The 23,966-nt window shown below is 36.0% G+C and carries 18 protein-coding genes; 9 read left to right on the top strand and 9 right to left on the bottom strand.

The features are described 5' to 3' along the window. Positions 1–214: 214 nt before the first annotated feature. On the top strand, positions 215–1,933 hold the full coding sequence (locus AMD00_RS22025) for an ABC transporter ATP-binding protein (protein WP_053419144.1): 1,719 nt from the start codon (positions 215–217) through the stop codon (positions 1,931–1,933). Positions 1,934–1,974: 41 nt separating this feature from the next. On the opposite strand, the gene hflX is transcribed toward AMD00_RS22025, so the two are convergent. The 4 genes from hflX to AMD00_RS22005 all read right to left on the bottom strand — a co-directional run bounded on the left by hflX (position 1,975) and on the right by AMD00_RS22005 (position 7,553). After that, positions 1,975–3,243 carry a GTPase HflX gene (gene hflX, locus AMD00_RS22020; protein WP_053419143.1) on the bottom strand — a complete coding sequence of 423 codons (1,269 nt, stop codon included), beginning with the start codon at positions 3,241–3,243 and terminating at the stop codon, positions 1,975–1,977. Positions 3,244–3,483: 240 nt separating this feature from the next. After that, entirely contained in the window at positions 3,484–4,176 is a 693-nt protein-coding gene (locus tag AMD00_RS22015) for a VOC family protein (RefSeq protein ID WP_053419142.1), read from the bottom strand. Between the two features lie 78 nt (positions 4,177–4,254). Then, a complete protein-coding gene (putP, locus tag AMD00_RS22010; protein ID WP_053419141.1) occupies positions 4,255–5,742 on the bottom strand; it encodes a sodium/proline symporter PutP in 1,488 nt (495 codons plus the stop codon). Between the two features lie 179 nt (positions 5,743–5,921). Continuing rightward, the gene (locus tag AMD00_RS22005) at positions 5,922–7,553 is read right to left on the bottom strand and encodes an AMP-binding protein (RefSeq protein WP_053419140.1); all 1,632 of its coding nucleotides are present in this window, start codon (positions 7,551–7,553) and stop codon (positions 5,922–5,924) included. Between the two features lie 240 nt (positions 7,554–7,793). On the opposite strand from AMD00_RS22005, the gene AMD00_RS22000 reads away from it, so the two are divergent. The 6 genes from AMD00_RS22000 to AMD00_RS21975 all read left to right on the top strand — a co-directional run bounded on the left by AMD00_RS22000 (position 7,794) and on the right by AMD00_RS21975 (position 16,435). Next, positions 7,794–9,263 (top strand): methyl-accepting chemotaxis protein, encoded by a 1,470-nt coding sequence (locus AMD00_RS22000; protein WP_053419139.1) that lies wholly within the window; start codon positions 7,794–7,796, stop codon positions 9,261–9,263. Between the two features lie 446 nt (positions 9,264–9,709). After that, positions 9,710–11,095 (top strand): Na+/H+ antiporter NhaC, encoded by a 1,386-nt coding sequence (nhaC, locus tag AMD00_RS21995; protein ID WP_053419138.1) that lies wholly within the window; start codon positions 9,710–9,712, stop codon positions 11,093–11,095. Between the two features lie 84 nt (positions 11,096–11,179). After that, positions 11,180–12,340 (top strand): class I SAM-dependent methyltransferase, encoded by a 1,161-nt coding sequence (locus AMD00_RS21990; RefSeq protein ID WP_053419137.1) that lies wholly within the window; start codon positions 11,180–11,182, stop codon positions 12,338–12,340. A gap of 232 nt (positions 12,341–12,572) precedes the next feature. Continuing rightward, a complete protein-coding gene (gene efeO / locus AMD00_RS21985; protein ID WP_053419136.1) occupies positions 12,573–13,439 on the top strand; it encodes an iron uptake system protein EfeO in 867 nt (288 codons plus the stop codon). Between the two features lie 7 nt (positions 13,440–13,446). Continuing rightward, the gene (efeB, locus tag AMD00_RS21980) at positions 13,447–14,724 is read left to right on the top strand and encodes an iron uptake transporter deferrochelatase/peroxidase subunit (protein ID WP_053419135.1); all 1,278 of its coding nucleotides are present in this window, start codon (positions 13,447–13,449) and stop codon (positions 14,722–14,724) included. Beyond that, the gene (locus AMD00_RS21975; RefSeq protein ID WP_053419134.1) at positions 14,699–16,435 is read left to right on the top strand and encodes an FTR1 family iron permease; all 1,737 of its coding nucleotides are present in this window, start codon (positions 14,699–14,701) and stop codon (positions 16,433–16,435) included. The genes efeB and AMD00_RS21975 overlap by 26 nt, the downstream gene beginning before the upstream one ends. 52 nt (positions 16,436–16,487) lie before the next feature. Here the strand turns inward: AMD00_RS21975 and AMD00_RS21970 are convergent, their stop codons facing one another. Continuing rightward, a complete protein-coding gene (locus tag AMD00_RS21970; RefSeq protein WP_053419133.1) occupies positions 16,488–17,822 on the bottom strand; it encodes an ABC transporter permease in 1,335 nt (444 codons plus the stop codon). 1 nt (position 17,823) lies between these two features. Continuing rightward, positions 17,824–18,510: an ABC transporter ATP-binding protein gene (locus AMD00_RS21965; RefSeq protein ID WP_053419132.1), complete on the bottom strand. Its 687-nt coding sequence runs from the start codon at positions 18,508–18,510 to the stop codon at positions 17,824–17,826. 220 nt (positions 18,511–18,730) lie between these two features. Between AMD00_RS21965 and AMD00_RS21960 the strand changes: the two genes are divergently transcribed. Together AMD00_RS21960 and AMD00_RS21955 are read left to right on the top strand one after the other, a co-directional pair. Further along, positions 18,731–19,228, top strand: a complete 498-nt coding sequence (locus AMD00_RS21960; RefSeq protein WP_053419131.1) for an RNA polymerase sigma factor — start codon at positions 18,731–18,733, stop codon at positions 19,226–19,228. Further along, positions 19,225–20,115, top strand: coding sequence for a DUF3298 and DUF4163 domain-containing protein (locus AMD00_RS21955; protein ID WP_053419130.1), 891 nt, complete (start codon positions 19,225–19,227; stop codon positions 20,113–20,115). Before AMD00_RS21960 ends, AMD00_RS21955 begins: the two co-directional genes overlap by 4 nt. 63 nt (positions 20,116–20,178) lie before the next feature. Here AMD00_RS21955 and fumC read toward each other — a convergent pair whose 3' ends face one another. From fumC to AMD00_RS21940, 3 genes are all read right to left on the bottom strand, one after another. Beyond that, positions 20,179–21,561: a class II fumarate hydratase gene (fumC, locus tag AMD00_RS21950; protein ID WP_053419129.1), complete on the bottom strand. Its 1,383-nt coding sequence runs from the start codon at positions 21,559–21,561 to the stop codon at positions 20,179–20,181. A 150-nt stretch (positions 21,562–21,711) separates the two neighbouring features. Further along, positions 21,712–22,227, bottom strand: coding sequence for a PCYCGC motif-containing (lipo)protein (locus tag AMD00_RS21945; RefSeq protein ID WP_053419232.1), 516 nt, complete (start codon positions 22,225–22,227; stop codon positions 21,712–21,714). A gap of 172 nt (positions 22,228–22,399) precedes the next feature. Continuing rightward, entirely contained in the window at positions 22,400–23,965 is a 1,566-nt protein-coding gene (locus AMD00_RS21940) for a flotillin family protein (RefSeq protein WP_053419128.1), read from the bottom strand. Position 23,966 lies beyond the last annotated feature (1 nt).

Below are 23,966 nucleotides of genomic sequence, written 5' to 3'. Positions count from 1 at the left end.
TCCAATAAGTAAATAGGATATCTATTTTCTGAAAAAACAGTAAGTCTATTATAAATAGACAGTTGTACGCATGTCAAAGAATAGAAGTTTTCAAAATATTGATTATTTTAGCATTTTTTTGAAGTGTTAAATAATTATCATTTGGATGAGTCATTACATTTATCTAACTTTTTCGTTATAATACAAATAATTGAATTTACAGAGGAGCAAATACATGCTAAAACAGTTTTTTTCCTATTACAAACCACATAAGCGATTATTTATTGTCGATTTTACAAGTGCTGTCATCGTCGCAATTTTAGAACTTGCTTTCCCAATTGCCGTACAATGGTTTATTGATAAACTTTTACCAAGCGGTGAATGGGGCACAATTGTGACAGTGAGCGTACTACTATTAATCATTTATCTTTTCAGTACCTTGTTGCAATATATTGTCAGCTACTTAGGTCATAAACTTGGTATTAATATTGAAACAGATATGCGACAAGAACTCTTTAATCATGTACAAAAACAGTCATTCCGCTTCTTTGATAACACGAAGACTGGCCATATTATGAGTCGGGTTACGAATGATCTATTTGATATTGGTGAGCTCGCTCATCACGGTCCGGAAGATCTCTTCATTGCCATTATGACGTTCTTTGGTGCTTTTGCTATTATGTTCAGTATTAATCCGCAACTAGCCATTATCGCTATAATAATGGTACCCTTCTTAGTTTGGTTAGTAACATATTGTAATGTTAAAATGAATGTAGCTTGGAAATCGATGTATGGCAGTATTGCAGACGTCAATGCTCGTGTAGAAGATAGCGTGTCAGGCGTACGTGTTGTACAAGCATTTACAAACGAACAATTTGAAATGGATCGCTTCAAAGTAAATAACGGTCGTTTCCGTCTTGCAAAGCTTTCCGCATATAAAATCATGGCTGGTACACATTCTAGCATTTATATGATGACCCGCCTTGTCACACTAATCATATTAGTTGTTGGGGCGTGGCTGAGCTTCAACGGATCGCTAACTTACGGTGAGCTAGTTAGTTTTGTACTCTATTCAAATGTACTGATTAAACCAGTCGATAAAATTAGCGCTCTCTTGGAGCTGTATCCAAAAGGAATGGCTGGATTCAAGAGATTTCGTGAGCTTATTGACCAAGAACCTGACATCCAAAATCGTAAGAATGCAATCGATAATCATGCATTGTCTGGAAATATTCAATTTAAAAATGTACATTTCAGATACGAGTCTTATAAAGAGATTTTGTCCAATATTAATTTATCGATTCAAGAAGGACAGACAATTGCTTTCGTTGGTCCTTCAGGTGCTGGTAAAACAACAATTTGTTCATTAATACCAAGATTTTATGATGTCACTGAAGGTTCGATTTCAATTGATGGCATTGATGTACGTGATATGACATTACACTCTTTACGCTCACAAATCGGCATCGTACAACAGGACGTCTTCTTATTTACCGGAACGGTCCGCGATAATATTGCATATGGTAAACTTGGGGCTTCATTTGAAGAAATCCAAGCGGCTGCAAAAAAGGCTCATTTAGAGGAATTTATCGAAGGTCTTCAAGATGGTTATGATACACAAATTGGTGAAAGAGGATTGAAGTTATCCGGTGGTCAAAAACAACGACTAGCAATTGCACGGATGTTCCTAAAAAATCCTCCTATTCTCATTTTAGATGAAGCAACATCTGCATTAGATACAGAAACAGAGAAAATTATTCAACGCGCTTTAAATGAACTTGCAAAAAATCGTACGACCCTCGTCATCGCTCACCGTCTTGCAACAATACGAGATGCCGATCGAGTAGTCGTCGTCACTGAAGACGGAATTGCTGAAGAAGGGAAGTACGATGAACTTGTCGCAGCAAACGGAATTTTCACAAAGCTACACAACATTCAATTTAATCAAAACTAAAAGAGTAGAGAGTCGGTTTAACATCGACTCTCTACTCTTTCTTATTTCAAGATAAACTCAGCAAAGCGATTTGCGTCTGCCTCTCTCATTTCAACTTTCAACACAGTACCTTCTTCTTCATATACTGTTTCTTGAATATTACTATACTCATTTAAATATGAGACAATATCCCCTCTATCATATGGTATGCAAATACGACATGTTACATAATCAGAGAAAATGTGGCGACGAACAACCTGTAAAAGTTCATCTAATCCCACTCCCTCTTTTGCAGACATCCATACCGTATCCCCACTTACTTGCGGATACTCTGCATTAGCAAGATCAGCCTTATTATACACATATACTGTTGGTACATCTTCAACCCCAACAGCATGTAATGTATCATTCGTTACTTCCATCATATACTGATATTCTTCGTTTGAAGAATCCACAACATGTAAAAGTAAATCTGCATCTCGTGCTTCTTCCAAAGTAGAGCGAAATGCCTTTACTAAATGGTGAGGTAATTTACTAACAAAACCAACAGTATCGGTTAATAAGAAGCTTTTATGATCCGGTAATTCAATCTGTCGAACCGATGTTTCAAGAGTAGCAAAAAGCATATCCTTTTCGAATACTTGCTTATGTTCTTCATGTTCAGTTTTACGTAACAACTGATTCATAATCGTCGATTTCCCAGCATTCGTATATCCTACAATGGATACGACAGGTATTTCATTTTTACGTCGTTGCTTACGCTGTGTTTCACGTTGTTCTTTGACCACTTCTAAATCACGGCGTAATTTTGCAATTTGATCTTCGATTTTACGACGATCTAGTTCAAGTTTTGTTTCACCTGCACCACGGTTTTTGAAACCACCGCCTGTTCCTCCACCTTGGCGGCTAAGGGACGCATGCAAACCTACTAAGCGTGGTAGCATATATTGTAACTGTGCTAATTCTACTTGCATTTGTGCTTCTTTCGATTTTGCACGTCTAGCAAATATATCTAAGATCAGCATTGTTCGATCAATAACTTTACATTCTAGATCAGCTTCAAGATTACGTATTTGAGATGGTGATAACTCATCATCAAAAATGACTAAATTTGCGTCTGATTCATCATAGAAATTTTTAATTTCTTCTATTTTACCTGTTCCAACATAATGAGATGGATTTACACGTTCTAAATTTTGCGTAACGGTGCCAACTACTTCTACATCTAGCGCTTCCGCTAAATTTCGAAGCTCCTCAAGTGAATATTCAAAATGAACATCCCCTCGTAAATTAACACCAACTATTACGGCTTTTTCAATTAATTCATCCAACAAATTTCCTCCTCTTACTACGCAGAACAAAGAGTATAAATATATCCTTAACTTCCAACTGAAATTAACAGTAGAGTAGAAATGATATATCTACTCTTCTCTTACTATTAAATATAAAATTTTCTAAACAAACTGCTGCTTTATAATCACTCCGTAAAATAAAAAGCACCGTCCAAATTCCATTTACAAAACCTTTATTTGAAAAGGTGAATTTATCCTAACACATTCATTTCTTAACTCTCAACCTTTTGTAATTTCGATTGTATGCAATCGTTCCTTACTATCATGTTTTTCCTCAAAAACAAATACTGTATTCCCAAGTTTCAATGTATTCCCCTTTGTAGATAACGATAATAATCTTGACCAATGAATAAGCTTCTCTTCTACATTTTTCACATGGAAGATACAGCGCTTAATCGTCAATTCTTCATTTTCTGGTTTGACTGTTCCATCTTCTCTTAATGACGAATATCGTTCTTCATCTGTCTGCTCCCACTGTATAAAAAATGGATAAGGTAAAGTATGGTCAATTTTATGATCAATGAAAAGCATTTTCCACTTGCGCAAGCCGCCATTGGACGTTCTTCTCTCAGCAGGGATAATACCCGATGTACGATATCCCATTTTTTGAAAATAGCGATTCTTCTTTTCTAAATCGTTTGAACGTAGGCATAATGATGCAAAACCTTCACCATCGACAATATCATATAAAAGTTGTTTCACTAAAGGCTGAGTTGATTGTTCTGCTATATTTTCATGTTCTACAGCCAACCATTCGATATAACTATTCTTTGTATAAAATAGTGCATTATACGTTCCCCAATCCAAATGCTGCCCACCTTCAACAGGATGCAAACCTTCAATTTTTTCCTGTTCGACTACCTGCTGTGGATTTTTTGTTGTGAAATATACGACATGATCTAATTCAAACATCCCTATCACCCCTTATGTATATAGAAAAGTCCGTAGCTGTGTGTATGCAAGCATAGCCAACTACGGACACAAGAATGATTAGCCTTCTTGTTCTTCTTTCAATAACTCTATTGTTCTATCAAACTCTTCTTCAATTTCTTTATTAGGTTTATACGTTAATAAACTAACAACAACCGCTACGAATAGACAGATGATAAATCCTGGTACGATTTCGTACATAGCTGCATGAAGCTTTTCATTTGAGCCCCAAACGTAAGCTGTCATTGCGCCAGTTACCATACCAGCTAAAGCACCCCAGTTTGTGACCTTTCTCCAGTATAATGTCAATAAAATAATAGGGCCAAATGCTGAACCAAAACCTGCCCAAGCAAAGGACACTAAATCTAAAATTTTGTTATCCTGTTTCCAAGCTAAAGCCATAGCCAAAATAGATACTAAAAGTACCGCCATACGTCCTAAAAATACATATTGTTTATCTGAAGCATTTGATTTAAATACAGCTTTATAAATGTCTTCCACTAATGCAGATGACGTTACAATTAATTGAGATGAAATCGTACTCATTATTGCGGCTAAAATAGCAGCAAGCATAATACCCGCAATGAATGGGTGGAATAAAATTTGCCCTAAAACAATAAATACTGTTTCAGGATTTTTTAATACTCCTGCATTTTGTTGGTAATAGGCAACACCAACAAGCGCTGTTGCAATAGCACCAAATAAACTTAATAACATCCAGCTTATTCCGATTCTACGAGCTTGCTTTGTTTCCTTAACACTCTTAATAGCCATAAAACGAACGATAATATGCGGCTGACCAAAATAACCTAGCCCCCATGCCACTGTAGAAATAATTCCTGTAATCGTTGTACCAGCAAATAAACTTAATAATTTCGGATCAACTTCTTTAATTGAATCTACAGTTTCTCCAATTCCACCTGTTAAGAATAAACCGAAAATCGGAACAATTATAAGGGCTAAAAACATGACTAATCCTTGAATAAAGTCTGTATAACTAACAGCTAAAAATCCTCCAAATAGTGTATATGCTATTACAACACCAGATGAAATTAATAGACCCGTATGATAATCATATCCAAACGAACTCTCGAAAAATACGCCACCTGCAACCATTCCTGAAGAAACGTAGAAAGTAAAGAATACAAGAATAATTAAACCTGAAGCAATGCGAAGTAACTTCGTTTTATCTCTTAAGCGGTTATCTAAATAGCTTGGAATTGTAATTGAATTGTTTGATACTTGTGTGTACATACGTAAACGTGGTGCAACAAACATCCAGTTTAAATATGCTCCTACAGTTAAACCAACGGCAATCCAAGCCTCTATTAATCCACTTGCATAAATCGCACCTGGTAGCCCCATTAATAACCAACCCGACATATCTGCTGCTCCAGCACTTAATGCTGTGACTGCTGGCCCTAATGAACGCCCACCGAGCATATAATCTGTCAAATTAGTTGTACGCCTAAATGCATACCAGCCGATTACTAACATTGCAATCATATAAATAACGATTGCAATGAGTTGATACGTATTATCAGACATGATAAATCTCACTCTTCCCTTCACCTATATGATATAGCCATTTTATCATGATTATCCTAGCATAAGTAACTAGGGTAGTATATTTATTCATAACGCGCCAACATTTCTCATCTATTAAATTACTAAAAGCGCGAACGAAATATACAAATCTTCAGCATTTAACTTGCTCTCATAACAACTCACTTAACTAGGTGTGCTTGCGATAATTCTCTTAATCTAAACTTCTGAATTTTCCCTGATGCTGTCATTGGATATTCATCTGTAAACTGAATATACTTCGGAATTTTATGATAGGAGATCTTCCCTTTACAATATGCTCTAAGCTCCTCTTCCGTGACAGATGCCCCCTCTTTCAATATGACCCAAGCCATTAGTTCTTCCCCGTATTTTTCATCCGGTATTCCGACAACTTGAACATCTTGTATTTGTGGATGCTCATATAAAAATTCTTCCACTTCACGTGGATAAATATTTTCACCGCCACGAATCACCATGTCCTTAATCCTCCCCGTAATATCGATATAACCATCCTCATCCATAACTGCGATATCTCCTGTATGAAGCCAACCTTCATGATCAATTGCGGCATGTGTAGCTTCTGGATTATTATAATAACCCTTCATGATTAAATAACCACGAGCACATAATTCACCCGGTGTACCATCTTTCACTTCATCTCCAGTCACTGGATCAATAATCTTTACCTCTACATTCGGATGTGGTTTACCAACTGTAGATACACGCTTTTCAATCAAATCGTCCGTGCTTGTTTGTGTAATAACTGGTGAAGATTCTGTTTGACCATAGCAAATCGTAATTTCACGAGCACCCATATCGTTAATGACCTTTTTCATTACCTCAATTGGACAAATTGACCCCGCCATAATCCCTGTACGTAGGGAAGATAATTCAAATTTCCCAAAGCCAGGATGATTTAGTTCTGCGATAAACATTGTAGGTACCCCTTGTAAAGCTGTGCACTTTTCATCTTGAACGGTTTGTAACACTAAACCCGGTTCAAATTGTTTCAATACGACCATTGTGGCACCACGTAATACAGAAGCTAATGTACTCATCACACAACCAAAGCAGTGGAAGAATGGTACTGGGATGCACAAACGATCATGCTCCGTTAAGTGAATATACTCTCCAACTAGCTGAGCATTATTAACAACATTATTATGTGTTAACATGACCCCTTTCGGAAAACCTGTTGTGCCTGATGTGTATTGAATATTAATAACATCACCTGGATCCAGAGATTGAAAACGGTCTTCTAATTCTTCATTAGTCACTTGCTCAGCAAATTCTACGAGTTCACTCCATTTATAAATGCCCGGATAATCATTTTCACTCATAACTATTACACGTTTGAATTGTGGTAATTTCTCTGATTGAATATCACCTTTTTTAGAGTTCATTAGTTCCGGACATATTTTTTGGATGATATTAATATAAGAAGTACCTTTAAATTCTTCTCCTAAAATTAATGTCGTTGAGTCCGATTGCTGTAGCAAATATTCAAGTTCTTTTTCTTGATAATTCGTGTTTACTGTTACAAGAACAGCTCCCATTTTCCCTGATGCAAACTGACTTAGTAGCCATTCTCTCTTATTATCCGACCAAATGGCAATATGCTCCCCTTTTGCAATACCCATGCCGATAAAGGCTTTCGCTAATTCATCTGTTTCGTGATTAAATTCTGCATAAGTTTTTCTCACATTATTTTCCGGATACACGTATGCCTCATTATTCGGAAACGCTTCCATTGTATTGCGTAAAACTTCTCCAACAGTCTTATGTAATAACATAAAACAAGCCCCCTTTGTTCGAAGTATTATCTCCTGTTATTTTATCACAAAATTCTGATTAATTAACTCATTAAAATGGTAGAGTTTATTAGTTATTATCATTTTTTCCAATAAAGTATAGTAATCTTTTGTTCTCTACATTATTATTAGTTAATAAGTTTCATAAAACACCAACAATAAAGATACCATATACCTATCTACAAAAATTAAAAAATAATTCACTTAAGGAGGTCCTTTCCTATGAACATGCAATTATTATCTAAAGAAGATTGGAAGAGAAAGAACTTTTTTATTTTCCTAGTAACAATCATCGCTTCAGGCATAGGTTTTTTAGCACAATTACTTTTCGACTCGCACCCAATGGTCAAACTTGTGATAGGTAGTATTTTTACACTCGTATTAATTTCTTTTCTTATTGAACGTAAATTAGCTATTTTCGAACGTTTCTTTCCGTACTTCATTCTGTTAATGGTTTTCTTCACTATTATGGGTTCAATACTTGGTGAAGGCGTTAGCACATTGGGTTCTATAGCATTATCTTTTTTCTTATTAATGGTATCTAGTATTCATTCAAGTAAAAAGCTTCTGATCTTTGGTTACCTTTTAAGCGCGATTTCGATGTTTTTTAACCAAAGATATTTTGGACAAGTGGATATGATGTCTGGACAATATAAAAACTTATTACTTGTGCACTTCCTATCGGGTATTGCAATCTTTTTACAAATTCATCAGAATACTCACAACGCAAATAATAACGCGAAACTATATGAACAATTAGAAGCGAAATCTCATCAAGAAACTTTGTTAATGGACAAACTTTCTTCTTCAGTTCAAACGATCACAACAAATCTTCAAAGCATTACACAGAATACTAACAGTGCTACAGCTGCACAACGAGAGATGCTGATCGCCGTTAACGAGATTAGCGCAGGTTCGGAGCAACAAGCTGATCGAATTTCAGATATCGTACTAAACTCAGAAGCTACAGCACAGACAATCCGTAGTGTTTCTACTTCACTGAAAGAGGCTGTGCAACAATCCAGCCAGGCGGGTACCCAAGCAACGAATGGTGCTACACGGATGCAAGTCATGAAAAATGATATAGATGACTTTACTAAGTTCTTTATCGATTTAAGTATGGCTTTCAAAGATTTAACAGAAAAAATATCTGAAACAAATACCTTTACAGTATCCATTCGTCAAATTACAGAGCAAACTAATTTACTAGCATTAAATGCATCCATTGAAGCAGCTCGTGCTGGTGAACATGGGAAAGGTTTTGCTGTCGTAGCAGATGAAATTCGTAAACTTGCTAGTGTAACGGATGAAACACTCGTGAAAATTGATTCAAACTTACGTAACGTTAATGAATATAATGAAGTAACTCTCATTAAATTAGAAGATGGAATGAATAAAATATACAAGCAGGTATCAGAGGCTGAACACTCTTCAACTGCCTTTAATGAGCTACATCAAACTATGGATACATTGCAAAAACAAATGGACCAACTATTGACTAGTATGGCGCAAATAGAAGGCAATTCCGAAACTATTCAACAAAGTACTACTGAGTTTGCCGCTGTTATTGAAGAAAGTACAGCAGCTCTCGAAGAGCTAAATGCGACCTTAGTGAACTTAACTGAGGAACAAGATCAAATAGCTAGTTATGTTAACCAAACATATGAAGTGGCAAATTCAATAAAAGCATAATCTATAATCTTCTCCACTATCGGCGTCAATTTGCCGATAGTTTTTTTATGGGTAATTTATGTATACCTAGATATACACTATCAACAAACTTTCTTTCTAATTAAGATATAAAAATACTGTTTCAAATAATATATTTAAGTCAAATCTATTGACTATATACTCAAACATGGTAGAATCTTTATTAACTTCAATGCGTTGAAGCGACAAAGTATATATCCCGAGTGATGGACATAGTAGTTATTTTACAGACAGCAATTAGAGACTAAGTATTTGGTGCAAACTTAGGTCTGTACAATAGATGAATTACACCATTAGATACTCGTTTTAATGAAGTGGTTGGATATAATTATTCAACAATTAGGGTGGTACCGCGGAGTTCTCCTTCGTCCCTTTTTATAGGGATAGAAGGATTTTTTTATGCCATTTTAATATATAGGAGGATTTCCATGTTTCGTATTCAATCTAAAATTACACCATCTTTTTTTGAAGCATTACTTCTCGTAGGCATCATTATTGCCACAATGGGGATTAGTATTGCTAAATTTGATGCAGTACCTCATATGCCAATTATTATGAGTATTTTATTATTAATCGCTTACGGCTTAATCAAAAAAGTTTCTTATAAACAACTAGAAGAAGGTCTAGTCGAGGGTTCTAGAGCAGGGTTAAGCGCCATTTTCATCTTCTTCTTTATCGGTATTTTGATTAGTAGTTGGATGATGGGTGGTACCATCCCGACAATGATTTACTTAGGCTTCCAAACTATTACACCACATTTCTTTTATGCAGTTGTATTTCTTGTTACTTGTATTGTTGGTGTTGCGATTGGTAGTTCACTCACTACTACTGCAACAGTGGGAGTTGCATTTATCGGCATGGCTAGCGCAATGGATATCTCCTTAGCGATCACTGCCGGTGCTATCGTTTCAGGTGCTTTTTTTGGTGATAAGATGTCACCTTTATCTGATACGACGAACCTTTCATCTGCCATTGTCGGTGTAGACTTATTTGAACACATTAAAAATATGGGATGGACGACAATCCCTGCATTTTTCATATCATTAATTGTTTACGGTGTGATTTCGCCGAACAAAGAATTACAACACGCAGACAAAATTGATGCATTCCAAAACGGTTTGTTACAAACAGGTATGGTGCATTGGTACACGCTCATTCCATTAGTTGTTCTAATCATGTTCACTTTGAAAAAAACACCAGCTATTTTAACATTAGCAGTTAGCTCTATTTCAGCTATTATCGTTTCTTATTTCCATACACAATTTGGATTTAGTGAAGTAATGGATATTTTATTTAACGGCTTCAAATCTACTACAGGTATTGAAGACATTGATTCCCTACTGTCACGTGGCGGAATTAATAGCATGATGTTCACAATCGGACTTGTCCTTTTAGCACTTAGTATGGGTGGCTTGTTATTCACTCTTGGTATCGTGCAAGCACTATTATCAAAAGTAGAAAGCTTCTTTAAAAGTACTGGTTCTGTTATTACAGGTGCAGCCGTTACAGCAATCGGTATTAACACATTAATTGGTGAACAATACTTATCAATTCTATTAACAGGTGAAGCATTCCAAGCACAGTTCAAAAAGGTTGGCTTGAAAAGTAAAAACCTTGCACGTGTAATGGAAGATGCGGGTACCGTTGTAAACCCACTCGTTCCTTGGAGTGTATGTGGTATTTTCATCACCAATGTATTAGGTGTTTCAACTTGGGCGTACTTGCCATTTGCCTTCTTCTGTTTGTTATCACCTATCTTAACAATCGTATTTGGTTGGACGGGCAAAACACTTTCATACATTGATGAAAAATAATTACTCAACTTCTTTTATTCTTTGATGAGGGCGAATTATGGTACACTAATGCCAACTATTAAACAATAAAGAAGGCGAGTAACAATGGATTATCAAGAAATGACACAAGCGTTATTGCAACGATTGTTAAATAAAGAATTAGTAGCTGCTACAATTAGCCAGCCACGTACAAAATCAAATGAAATTAAACGTATTAAATTAAAGCCAATTGAACTAAAAGGTATTTATCATATTCAACTTGAATATCAATATGAACGTATTTTAAAGCATGAAAATATACCGTTATCTTCTATTGAAATGACAGTTAATGAGCTATTTGAGCAATTCCGTCAGTTCCATGGAGAATTCACTAGTGAGAATATACAAATCCAACTTTCCAAGAAAAACAAAGTACTTTGGAAAGTTGAACAAACAGCAAATAAAACAGTAGACCTTTCACATAATCGCAAAAAGAATTACTTGTTAGATCCTGACACTGTTTATCCATTCCTTATCCGCCTAGGGGTGCAATCTACTGATGGTAAAGTGAAAAAGCAAAAGTATGATAAATTCAAACAGATTAACCGCTTTATCGAGTTTATTCATGATTCACTCGACTATTTACCAAAGGGCCGTACCATTCGTATACTCGATTTCGGATCAGGTAAATCCTATTTAACTTTTGCACTTTATCACTATTTAAAAATTGAGCAAGGTCTAGATATTCGTGTAACAGGTTTAGATTTAAAGAAGGAAGTCATTGAGCATTGTGCGCAAATCGCCAAGGATCTAGAATATGACCAGCTTGAATTTTTGGTAGGTGATATTAATGACTATAATGATGAAACAGCTGTCGATATGGTTGTTACTTTACATGCATGTGATGTTGCTACAGATATGGCATTAGCTCGCGCAGTAAAATGGGGAGCGAAAGTGATTTTAAGTGTTCCTTGCTGCCAACATGAATTAAATACTCAAATTCAATCTTCACCACTCGATATTATGCTTCAACATGGTTTAGTAAAAGAGCGATTTGCTGCACTAGCTACAGACTCTATTCGTGCCGAGATTTTAACACTTGTTGGTTACGAAACACAGCTGCTAGAATTTATCGATATGGAGAATACACCAAAAAATATATTAATTCGCGCATACTTCACAGGTAAAAAGCCAACCGTTATTCAAAAGGAACGCTATGATGCCTTTACTAAATTTTTATCTGCAAAACCTTTCTTAGAAAAAGAATTAAAGGAATATCTCGACTAACAATTTCCCCTGCTCCAATATTTGGTGCAGGTTTTTTTGTAATTAGAAATATTGTAAGTAACATTGTGAGAAAAATCATATCTACTCCACTTCTTCAAATGTTACACTTCCGCTATAAAAGGAAACTAATTCCATTAACTAGAATTTTTTGTCTTGTAAAGCATTGACTTTTCACTGATAATGATTATCATTAGTTTAGATATAAAATCGAATCGCAGAGAGTAGGATATCAATGAAGTCAAAATCATTATTAGCCATTTTATTAGCAGGAAGCGTTATCGTAACAGGATGTAATAACTCAGATGAAGAATCTTCTGTTAAGAATTCATCAACTGAAGCAACAACTAACGATACAGAAGTAATTGATTTACAGACTGAAATAGATGCATATAAAGAATTCGCACTTGATCAAATGGATCAATTCACAACAGAAACAGAAAAATTTGTTGCCGCTGTAAAAGCTGGCGATATTGATAAAGCAAAAAACATTTATCCAAACGCGCGTATGTTTTTCGAACGTTCTGAACCAATCGCGGAAAGCTTCGGTGACCTTGATCCACGTATTGATGCTCGTTTAGCTGACCTTGAAGAAGAAGGTCAGGGAAAAGAAGACTGGAGCGGTTATCATAAAATTGAATACGGATTATGGGAAGAAAACACAACAAAAGGCTACGAAAAAACTGCCGATCAACTACTTAAAGATGCAAAAGAATTACGCGCTCGTGTTGAAACAGTTGAAGTAACTCCTGATTTAATGATGACCGGGGCAATCGATTTATTAAACGAAGTTTCTACATCAAAAATTTCTGGTGAGGAAGAAATCTTTTCTCATACTGACTTATATGACTTCAAAGCTAACGTTGAAGGTGCCGAAAAAATCTTCACTATTTTAGAAAGTAAAATCGAAGCTAAAGATCCTGAATTAGCTAAAAACCTAACAGAGAAATTTAAAGCAGTTAACGATTTGTTAGCTAAACATGAAACAAAAGATGGTTATATTTCATACACTGAACTTACTAAAGACGATACAAAAGCATTAGCTGAAGCAGTAAACAACCTTGGCGAACCATTAAGCCAAATGGCAATCATAATGGAGTGAGATTACAATGACTGAAACAAAAGAAGAAAAAATCTTTGATAAAAAAATTTCACGTCGTCAAATGTTGAAAATGACCGGTCTTGGGGCTGCCGGCGTAGCCATTGGTGCTACAGGTTTTGGTGGCGTCATCAAAACCTTTGGCATGGATTTTTTTGATGACGATTCAACTTCTACTAACAAGGTAGATTTCTATGGTGAACATCAATCTGGAATTGCAACAGATGTGCAAACTAATATCTATTTCGCTTCTTTAAATGTTTTAGTTACTTCTAAACAAGAGTTGCAAGAGTTGTTCAAAATGTGGACACCTCTTGCAGTTCGTTTAATGAATGGCGAAATGATTGGCGATCCAACAACTAATGGGATGATTCCTCCAAAAGATACCGGTGAAGCAAGAGGTCTTGATGCAACAAATTTAAGTATCACTTTTGGAGTTGGACCATCCCTTTTCGAGAAAGAGGAATTCGGACTAGCTTCTAAAAAACCAAACGAATTAAAAGACTTACCTCACTTTCCAAAAGATCAGCTAGATACTGCTTACACTGGAGGGGATATTTGCATTCAAGCATGTGCAGACGACCCACAAGTTGCGTTCCACGCAGTACGCAATCTTGTACGTGCCGCTTCTGGAAAAGTATCTTTGAAATGGTCACAAGCTGGCTTCAATGCATTCCCTGTTTCTAAAGGGAAAAAACAGACTCCTCGTAATCTATTTGCATTTAAAGATGGCACAGAAAATCCCACTACTTCTAGTAAAAAAGATATGAATGAAGTTGTTTGGGTACAATCTGGAGAATCAAAAGGTTGGATGACTGGGGGTTCTTATTTAGTTGCTCGCCGAATTCAATTACATTTAGAAACTTGGGACCGTACTTCTTTAAAAGAACAAGAAAATACATTCGGACGTCATCGTGATAGTGGTGCACCTATTGGTAAAAAAGACGAATTTGAAGCGATGGATATTGATCGAAAAGACGATAAGGGAAATTATATAGTCCCTGAAACATCCCATGTCTTCTTGGCGAAATCTGTCGATGCACGCATATTACGTCGCTCGTATTCATACTCATCAGGCGTTATGGATGCAACAGGCTCATATGATGCTGGCTTGCTATTTGTTTCATTCCAAAAAAATCCTGATCAATTCATTAAAATTCAAAATAGTCTAGGTCGATTAGATAAAATGAATGAATATATTACCCATCGAGGCAGTGCCTTATTCGCTTGCTTCCCTGGAATACAAAAAGGGAGTTATATCGGTGAAGCACTTTTTAAAACGCTGTAGTCAGATCACTATTATTCTTGGATTAATCATCTTAACATCAATACATTCTGTAAATGCTGCTGCATCCTATAGTCATTTATACATTTCTATTAGTGATGCCATTATGAACTCTAAGCAGGATCAAGATAAAGCAGCTATTGATGCTATAAAGACATTCCAGTCCGATTGGATAAAAGCTGATGTAAAAACATCTAGTGAGACAAAGACCATCGAATCTTCTTTAGATGAAGCTTTAAACGCCTCTTCTAAAGAAGACCGTCTTACTGCACTTACAAAGCTATCAAAAGCTTTAACAGCTTTAGAGAAAGCAGAAAATCCTGTAGACGAAATGGCAGAACGTGCTGGATTTTTAAAAACGATTACACCTGCATTGAACTCACTAGGTCAAACCATTCAAACTGGTGACCTAGAAAAAATTGAAGTGCAGTACAAGCAGTTCAATACTTTTTGGAAAAGAACTGAACGCCCAGTACGAGAGCATGATATTGCAGCATACGGACAAATAGAAACACAAATGTCCTTTATGCGAATGACACTTGCAGATGACAATCCTAATATTGATTCATTAACAGATCAATTCAACTCATTAAAACAAGCAATAGATAACTTTGCTGCCGGAAAAAAAACAGCTACTCAATCTGGTACCTACTCCTTGCAAACATTATTAGATTTAATTGATGATGCAAAAGATCAAATTGATGATGAAGAATACTCTAAAGCATCGGCAACTATAAAAAAATTCATCACTACATGGCCTAATGTTGAGGGCGATATTCGTACTAAAAACGCCAGCCTATATACGAAAATCGAAAGTGATATGCCGATCATCGCCAGCAATTTAATGAAAGATTCTATAGATGCTAAGGACATCATATCTCAGTTAAACACCTTTAAACAGCAAATTCAGCTTATCCAAGGAGATCAGAACTATAGCTTCTGGGATGCAGCATTAATCCTTTTACGTGAAGGTCTAGAAGCTTTATTAATCATTATTGCACTTGTAGCTTTCTTAAAAAAATCTGGACAAACACATATGGAAAGATGGATTTATATTGGAGCTGGTATAGGAATTGGTTTAAGTGCTGTGGCAGCGATTTTAATGTCAACATTATTTAACTCGACAACTATTAATACGAGCCGTGAAATGCTAGAAGGCTATATTGGGCTTGCAGCTGCTGCGATGATGATTGGTGTCGGTGTGTGGATGCACAGCAAATCCAACATCAAATCATGGAATAATTACATTTCAAAACAAATGAATCATGCGATGTCTAAACAAAGTGTATGGGCCATGGCCTTTATCAGCTTTTTATCTGTTTTCCGTGAAGGTGCTGAAACGCTTGTATTCTACGCTGGAATTGCACCTAAAATGTCGACTTTTGACTTCACTTTAGGAATTGGCATTGCCCTTGCAATTTTAATTATTGTAGCCATCGTATTACTGCGAGCAAGTGGCAAGATCCCAATCCACTACTTCTTTGCTGTCGCAACCGTTTTAATCTATTTATTAGCATTTAAAATTATTGGTGTTAGTATTCATACATTGCAGTTAACAAATGTGCTACCAACATCCATTATTAGCAATCTGCCTGTATGGGCTTCAATCGGTTTCTACCCTACAATCGAAACAATTATTGGACAAGTGATTTTAATCGTTTTAGTAATCATTACTTTCTTCTACAAACGACATAACGAAAAAGTGACTGGATGAAACTATAAAAAAGAGCGATTAGCCTAATGGCTAATCGCTCTTTTTATTATTATTATTCCTGTCTCAAAGCTTGGATGACATCAATTTTTGTTGCCTTACGTGCTGGTCTCCAGCCTGAAAGTAATGCTACTCCAATACTAATTACTGAAGCTACAAGTATGAGTTGCCATGGAATATGTGAGAACACAATACCCGCTTCTTGGAATTGCTTTGAATCAGTAGCCATATCAATAATAATTGGCAATAGCCAGTTTGATAAGAAACTAATACCGTATGATATAACAATTGCAATCGCTGTTCCTAAAATACCAATCCAAGCACTTTCCATTAAGAATAATCGCTGGATCAATTTCGGACTTGCCCCAATCGCCTTCATGACCCCAATTTCACGAGTACGCTCAGTAACGGCCATTGTCATTGTATTGAAAATACCAATAGAAGCAATTAATACAGCAATCGTCCCTACAAAGATTAAACCTACTTTAAATGCTAAGAATATAACATTGATATCATCTAATTGCTCAGTAACTGAGTAAACACTTAAACCTTTATCCTTCAGTTTGGCTATTACACCTTTTACTGCTTCTAAATTCGTAGCATGTACTTTTATCTCCGGATAGAACATATCTTTTTCAGCTTTTATGTTTTTCGAATCTTTTACAGATGCCTTATAAATATTATAAAACTCGCCTTTTAGTTCATGACTAAATAGTATCGTATTTTTAATAAGCCAATCTTTTGCCGGTTTTTCTGATACACCAACCACTTTGAATGTTAACTCTTTATTAATTGCCTTATCATTATCATAATCTTGTAGTTTTACTGAAATTGTTTTACCTACTAGCGATTCCTTGTAACCAAGTTTCTTTGCTTGCTTAGTAGAAGTTGTATCATTTTCTGCAGATTCCTCATTTAGCTTTTCCTGCTCTTTCAACTCTGCTTTCGATAATAAATTCTCTGCAAAATGATAACCAACTACAATTTCATCAGAATTTTGAGGTAGACGACCTTCAGATAATTTACTCCCGACCTTTTCTTCGTTATCAAATTCAGTCATGTTTACTGGTACGCTATTTGTACGTTCCTCAAATTTTACGTTAGCCGATAGTTGAGCATTTGTTTTTTCAACCACTGCTCTGACATTCTCCATTTTTCTAATGGCATCTACATCGATTTTCTTTTGAGGATCTCCGTATACCTCAATTTCTGTCAATTTTTGATCTGTTAAGATTTCTCTTTCCATCGACCCTTGTAAACCAAAACCGATGGATGCTAATACAATTAAAAACGCACATCCCATAGTAGTTGCTAAAACAGTTGTAAACACACGTAGCCTATTTTTCTTTAAGTGTTGTCTAACAAAATCTACTTGATCCTTAAATAACATATTACAATACCTCCTTAACTAATTCGCCATCGTGCATTCTGAATTTGTGATGTGCTATATTAGCCACTTCTTCATCATGTGTAATAATGACAAACGTTAAATTCAACGCTTTATTAAGGCTTTGAATAAGGAGTAAAATATCTTGCTCTGTTTCCGAATCTAAACTTCCTGTAGGCTCGTCCGCTAATAATATGGGTGGATTAGTTACCAAAGCACGGGCAATACTAACACGTTGTTGCTGTCCACCTGATAATTCATTTGGATAATGATCTGAAACGTTCTCAAGTCCAACTTGTTGTAATAGTTCTTTCACCTTAACTTTACGCTTTGCCGACGGGATACCTTTAATTTTCAGCGGTAATTCAATATTTTCAAATGCCGTTAAACCGGGCATCAATTGAAAATTTTGAAAGATAAAACCGAAATTTTCTAATCGAAACTGTGCATGGGTAACCTCACTCATAGATGCTGTTTCTTGACCGTTGATAACAATTGACCCATGCTCAGGTGTCATAAAACCAGCGATAGTATTTAGCAAGGTCGATTTACCAGATCCACTCTTACCAACAATAGAAACTATTTCTCCTTTTGCCACATCGAATGATAAATCCTTCAACACAGGTACTTTTTTTTCTTTTCCTTTTTTTCCTATAGCAAATGTATGACTTACATTTTTTATTTCAATCAATTTATTTTAGCCCCTCTCCATTTACTTACTGAAACTAAGTATATACATAGATTCTTAAGTAATAAGAAGGATAAAGATGAAGAAATTCTTAAGATTAGATATAGTGGCGTTAAGGTTTTTAATTAAATTTTGATAGATGCAAACTTTTCGAGGTACTTCCAAGTCAAAATATTGTAGTGTTTTCGCGATACGCTATATTTGTGAAGGAGTTTAACTAGTCATGACAAAAGAGGAAAAATACAAGCTTGTAGAAGCATTTATAATAGAAAATCAGCATTCATATTATCGCCTAGCATTTAGCTATGTAAAAAACAAAGAAGATGCACTAGATATCGTACAGGAGAGCATTGTTAAAGCACTCAAATCAATCGATTATATAGAACAAATTGAATATATTAAAACATGGTTTTATCGTATTTTAATCAATACATCTATCGATTATATAAAAAGAAACAAACGAACAATTGCTTCTCCAGATGAAATTTTAGATTTTCACTTACCAAACCAAGAAATTAATTTACATGATTTAGATTTATATGACGCCATTGATCATTTACCCATTACTTACAAAACCATTATCATCTTGCGCTTCTTCGAGGATATGAAAATCGATGATATTGCCGAAATGCTCGGGGAAAATAGCAACACAATTAAAACGAGGCTTTATGCCGCATTGCGTAAGCTACGCATAGAAATGAAAGAGGATGTGGAATCATGAGTAAAATTAACGACGCCAAAAAAAAATTCGACAATATTGAAATTCCTGATGAACTAAATTTTGTTGTCCAAAAAGCAATAAAGGAAGCTAACCCAATGAAAAATAATAAGCGAAAAAAAATGAACCCTCTTAAAAATTTTGGACTAGGGGCCGCAGCTGCTGCAATAATATTTGCAGGTAGTGTAAACATAAGTCCTGCCTTTGCACAATCAATGTCTAACATTCCTGTCTTAAGTTCAATTATTAAAGTCATCTCAATCAACGAATTAACTGATGGTAATGACAATTCGCAAGCCAACATTTCAACTCCTCAAATTACTGGCCTTGAGAACAAAGAATTGGAAGCAACATTGAATTCAAAATACGAGCAAGAAAATGCTAAGCTATTTGCTCAGTTCCAAAAAAAAATGGCCAAAATTGAAGAACAAGGCGGAGGACACTTAGGGGTAGACGCCGGCTATAAAGTATTAACAGATACAGAAGATTTACTTTCAATTAGTCGCTATACTGTAGAAACACAAGCTTCAAGCTATGAGACAATTCACAACGATACAATAGACAAAAAGAATGAACTACTCATTACTTTACCAAGTCTATTCAAAGATAATGACTATATCGAAACCATCTCAAATTATATTAAAGATGAAATGCGTAAACAAATGGCTGCTGATGTTGAGAAAACATACTTTATTGCAGGAGAATCAGATGTAAACGATGGATTTGACAAAATTAAAGAAGATCAAAACTTCTCTATTACAAAGAATAATGAGCTTATCATCTACTTTGATCAATTTGAGGTTGCACCAGGCTATATGGGTACAGTTAAATTCAAAATCCCAACAAATATTATACAAAAAGACCTTGTAAGTAATCACTATATTAAATAATATAAAGCCTTGCATTCAGCAGTTTTTCTTCTGCTGAAGTGCAAGGCCTTTTAATGTTGTAATTTAAAATTGAATCATTTTCACCGGGTCTACTATTTCATCAAATTGAGCTTCAGTTAATAATCCTGTTGCAAGCGCTGCTGATTTTAATGTCAGGTTATTTTTATGTGCATGCTTCGCTATTTTGGCTGCATTTTCATAACCAATGTGTGGATTAAGTGCCGTCACTAACATAAGTGAATTTTTCACAAAATGGTCTAGTTTTTCTTCATTTGCCTCAATGCCTACTAAACAGTGTTCGTTAAAGCTTCGGATAACGTCGCTTAACAAACTGACAGATTGCATGAAGTTGTATAGAATAACAGGCTTAAATACATTGAGTTCAAAATTCCCTTGGCTTGCTGCAATACCAATCGTCACATCATTGCCCATAACTTGAGTCGCTACCATCGTAACAGCTTCACATTGTGTTGGGTTTACTTTACCCGGCATAATCGAGCTACCCGGTTCATTTTCAGGAATAGTGATTTCGCCAATACCACTTCGAGGACCACTTGCAAGCCAACGAACATCATTGGCAATTTTCATCATATCTGCTGCCAAGCCCTTTAAAGCACCATGCACATGTACAATTTGATCATGACTTGTGAGTGCATGAAATTTATTTTCAGATGAAATGAAATGGAGTCCAGTTTCTTCATCTAAAGCTTTAGCTACTCTGTCACCAAATTCACTAGGTGCATTGATTCCCGTCCCTACTGCCGTTCCTCCAATCGCAAGCTCTAATAAATGTTCTTTACTTTGCTTAATCATTTGCTCTGATTTCTCAATCATATGCAACCATCCACTTATCTCTTGACCCAGTGTTAAAGGTGTTGCATCTTGCAAATGCGTACGGCCAATTTTAATCGTCATTTTAAATTGCTCAGCTTTTGCCTGCAATGTTGCTTTTATCTCTTGTAGAGCAGGTAGTAAATCATTCGTAACAACAGTAATAGCTGCAATATGCATAGCTGTCGGAAATGAGTCATTAGAGCTTTGAGATTTGTTAACATCATCATTTGGGTGCAGTCTTTCATCACTACCTTGTTTTTGCAAATATGCATTTCCAAGATGGGCGATCACTTCATTGATATTCATATTGGTTTGCGTACCACTACCCGTTTGCCACACAACAAGTGGGAATTCTTCATCCCATTTACCTGCAATAATTTCATCAGCTGCGTGAACAATGGCACTGGCCTTAACTGGTGACAGATTACCAAGCTCGGCACTAACAGTAGCTGCTGCTTTTTTTAGGAGTGCATACGCATAAATAAATTCAATTGGCATTTGTTCTGTACCAATCTTAAAATTTTCCTTACTACGCTGTGTTTGAGCTCCCCATTTATGTGCTGATGCTACTTTTATCTCTCCCATAGAATCATGTTCAATACGATAATCCAAAGTCATCCATCTCCCTTGTTTTTCTACGAAACTTATTACCTTTCCACCATTTATGATAACGCTTTCTTATTAGAATGTCTTAAATGCTGTTTGCATAAGAGATATAAAAAACCCTGTACTCAAAAGCTAGTACAAGGTTTGAAAATTATATTAAGCTGGTGTTGGCGTTGGCGTCGGTTTAGCGTAACCTTCTTTATAAGCTTCATCAATTACTTTGCGAATCTCTTTTAATGACTTACCTTCTTGCGCCATTTTAATTGATTGGATTGCAATTTCTACACAAGCTACACATCTTGTTCCATGATCATCCCAAACGATTGAGCCATCCTTTTTCACTTCTTTAACAAAGCAGTTCATATTGCTTTTATGGCCTGCACTTTCTCCACACCCACAATAGCAAGGTATCCATTTAAGAATCTCTGTTGCTTGACCTGTCGCTTTATAAACAAGCTTCAAATCTTCAGATTGTTTATCTAAAAAGCTTGGAAGAACATCTGCTGAAGCTGTCGTCTCTTGAATATCACCATTAGCTACAGTGTGTTGATGTCCTGATTCTTCATTGTGTTGTTCTTGTTTTACCGGTTCATCTGCCTTGTCCTCACCACTACCGCAAGCAGTCAATATCATAGAACCAGCTAGTAATAACGTAAGCCATTTAAATTTCATTACTAATAACTCCTTCACACACTTTTCCCCTATTGTACCTTAATAAGTATTTAAACTTGTATGACAAATAAGCAACATTATTATTAAGTAGTAGGCTTTTTATATAATTAGACAAGTCTTATTCTTTTTATACATAAAAAGCTGACTCATTTTCATGAGCCAGCCCTTTCATTTAAGCTTCTTCTTTTGGTTCAATAACTGCAGTTGTTGATGCAGTTGACTTACCTTGGATTTCATCTGCTAATCTTTCGATACTTGGGCGAATCGTACCTTTGCCCGAGTAGTTTTCTATTAGCTCTTTCATATCAATCCCCGATGTCTCTTTAAGAGATTCTTGTAAAGTAGACATTAAGTTCGTTGCATAAGCAGTGACTTTGTTTGCACCACCGCCGCCTTCACCACCACTTCCTGTATCAACGACTGTTATTTTGTCGATATTTGAAAGCGGACTAGCAACTTGTTTCGCGTATTCAGGCATCATGTGAATGACCATATCAAGTACAGCTGCTTGGCCGTATTGCTCGAACGCTTCGGCAATCTTACGTTTCGCTTCTGCTTCTGCAAGACCTTTAAGACGGATAATATCTGCTTCGGCTTCACCTTGTGCACGTTCTGAGTCAGCTTTTGCAAGACCATCTAAACGTACTTTTTCTGCATCAGCCTTCGCTCTTGCTTCGATGCTATATTTCTCCGCATCGGCTTGAGCTAATTGTTTCATTTTATCTGCTGCTGCGTTTTGCTCTATTGCATAACGATCCGCGTCAGCTTTCTTCTTCACTTCGGAATCGTATTGTTTCTCACGACGAAGAATCTCTTTTTCTTCTAACTCAATTTGTTTTTGACGCTCGATGATACGAACTTGCATTTCTTGTTCTGTTACTTCTTGTTTTGCTTTAGCTGATTCTAGCTCATATGCTTGGTCAGCACGGGCTTTAGCAATATCTTGCTCGCGACGGAATTCAGCTACTTTTAATTGGTTTTCTTTTTCTGCTTCTGCAATCTCAGTAGCACGTTCAAGCTCTGCTTTTTGTGCTTCTTTATCTGATTCAGCACGTTTAATACGTGTTTCCTTTTCTGCCTCTGCTGTTGCAATGTCAGCGTCACGTCTTACCTGCGCGATTCTTGGCTTCCCTAATGAATCAAGGTAACCGTTTTTATCACGTACATCCTTAATTGTAAATGAAACTATGATCAAACCCATTTTAGCTAAATCTTGTGATGCAACACGTTGAACTTCTTGTGAGAATTTATCGCGATTTTTATAAATTTCTTCAACTGTCATAGAACCTAAGATAGAACGTAGATGACCTTCTAAAACTTCCTTCGCCTCATTTTCACGTTCTTCTTTAGGTTTTCCTAAGAACTGCTCTGCTGCTGTCGCAATTTCAGAAATAGAACCGCCGATTTTAATGATTGCAATACCATCCGCCATTACTGGAACACCTTGCTCTGTATATACTTCAGGTGTTGTGACTTCTAGTTTGCTAGATAATAAGCTTAATGGTTCTGCTTGCTGGAATACAGGAAGTACGAATGTACCACCACCACGGATAATTTTAATTCGATTACCTGATTCGTCTGTATGTACGTTTTTTGAGCCTAAGTAACTCCCGGTTACGATTAGCGCTTCATCTGGACCTGCTGTTCGGTATTTAGTAACATAAACACCAATAATCGCTAATAACACAAAAGCTACAATTCCTATTACGACTAATAATCCTATATTTCCAAAATCCATT

This window comes from Viridibacillus arvi (genome assembly GCF_001274945.1).
Taxonomy (GTDB): domain Bacteria; phylum Bacillota; class Bacilli; order Bacillales_A; family Planococcaceae; genus Viridibacillus; species Viridibacillus arvi.
This window is presented reverse-complemented; position numbering and strand designations above follow the sequence as displayed.

Bases quoted from the DNA above. Each gene is read 5' to 3' on its own strand.
- AMD00_RS22025 (WP_053419144.1), top strand. From the start codon at position 215: ATGCTAAAACAGTTTTTTTCCTATTACAAACCACATAAGCGATTATTT.
- AMD00_RS22015 (WP_053419142.1), bottom strand. From the start codon at position 4,176: ATGTTTGAATTAGATCATGTCGTATATTTCACAACAAAAAATCCACAG.
- putP (WP_053419141.1), bottom strand. From the start codon at position 5,742: ATGTCTGATAATACGTATCAACTCATTGCAATCGTTATTTATATGATT.
- AMD00_RS22005 (WP_053419140.1), bottom strand. From the start codon at position 7,553: ATGTTATTACATAAGACTGTTGGAGAAGTTTTACGCAATACAATGGAA.
- AMD00_RS22000 (WP_053419139.1), top strand. From the start codon at position 7,794: ATGAACATGCAATTATTATCTAAAGAAGATTGGAAGAGAAAGAACTTT.
- nhaC (WP_053419138.1), top strand. From the start codon at position 9,710: ATGTTTCGTATTCAATCTAAAATTACACCATCTTTTTTTGAAGCATTA.
- AMD00_RS21990 (WP_053419137.1), top strand. From the start codon at position 11,180: ATGGATTATCAAGAAATGACACAAGCGTTATTGCAACGATTGTTAAAT.
- efeO (WP_053419136.1), top strand. From the start codon at position 12,573: ATGAAGTCAAAATCATTATTAGCCATTTTATTAGCAGGAAGCGTTATC.
- efeB (WP_053419135.1), top strand. From the start codon at position 13,447: ATGACTGAAACAAAAGAAGAAAAAATCTTTGATAAAAAAATTTCACGT.
- AMD00_RS21970 (WP_053419133.1), bottom strand. From the start codon at position 17,822: ATGTTATTTAAGGATCAAGTAGATTTTGTTAGACAACACTTAAAGAAA.
- AMD00_RS21960 (WP_053419131.1), top strand. From the start codon at position 18,731: ATGACAAAAGAGGAAAAATACAAGCTTGTAGAAGCATTTATAATAGAA.
- AMD00_RS21955 (WP_053419130.1), top strand. From the start codon at position 19,225: ATGAGTAAAATTAACGACGCCAAAAAAAAATTCGACAATATTGAAATT.
- AMD00_RS21945 (WP_053419232.1), bottom strand. From the start codon at position 22,227: ATGAAATTTAAATGGCTTACGTTATTACTAGCTGGTTCTATGATATTG.
- AMD00_RS21940 (WP_053419128.1), bottom strand. From the start codon at position 23,965: ATGGATTTTGGAAATATAGGATTATTAGTCGTAATAGGAATTGTAGCT.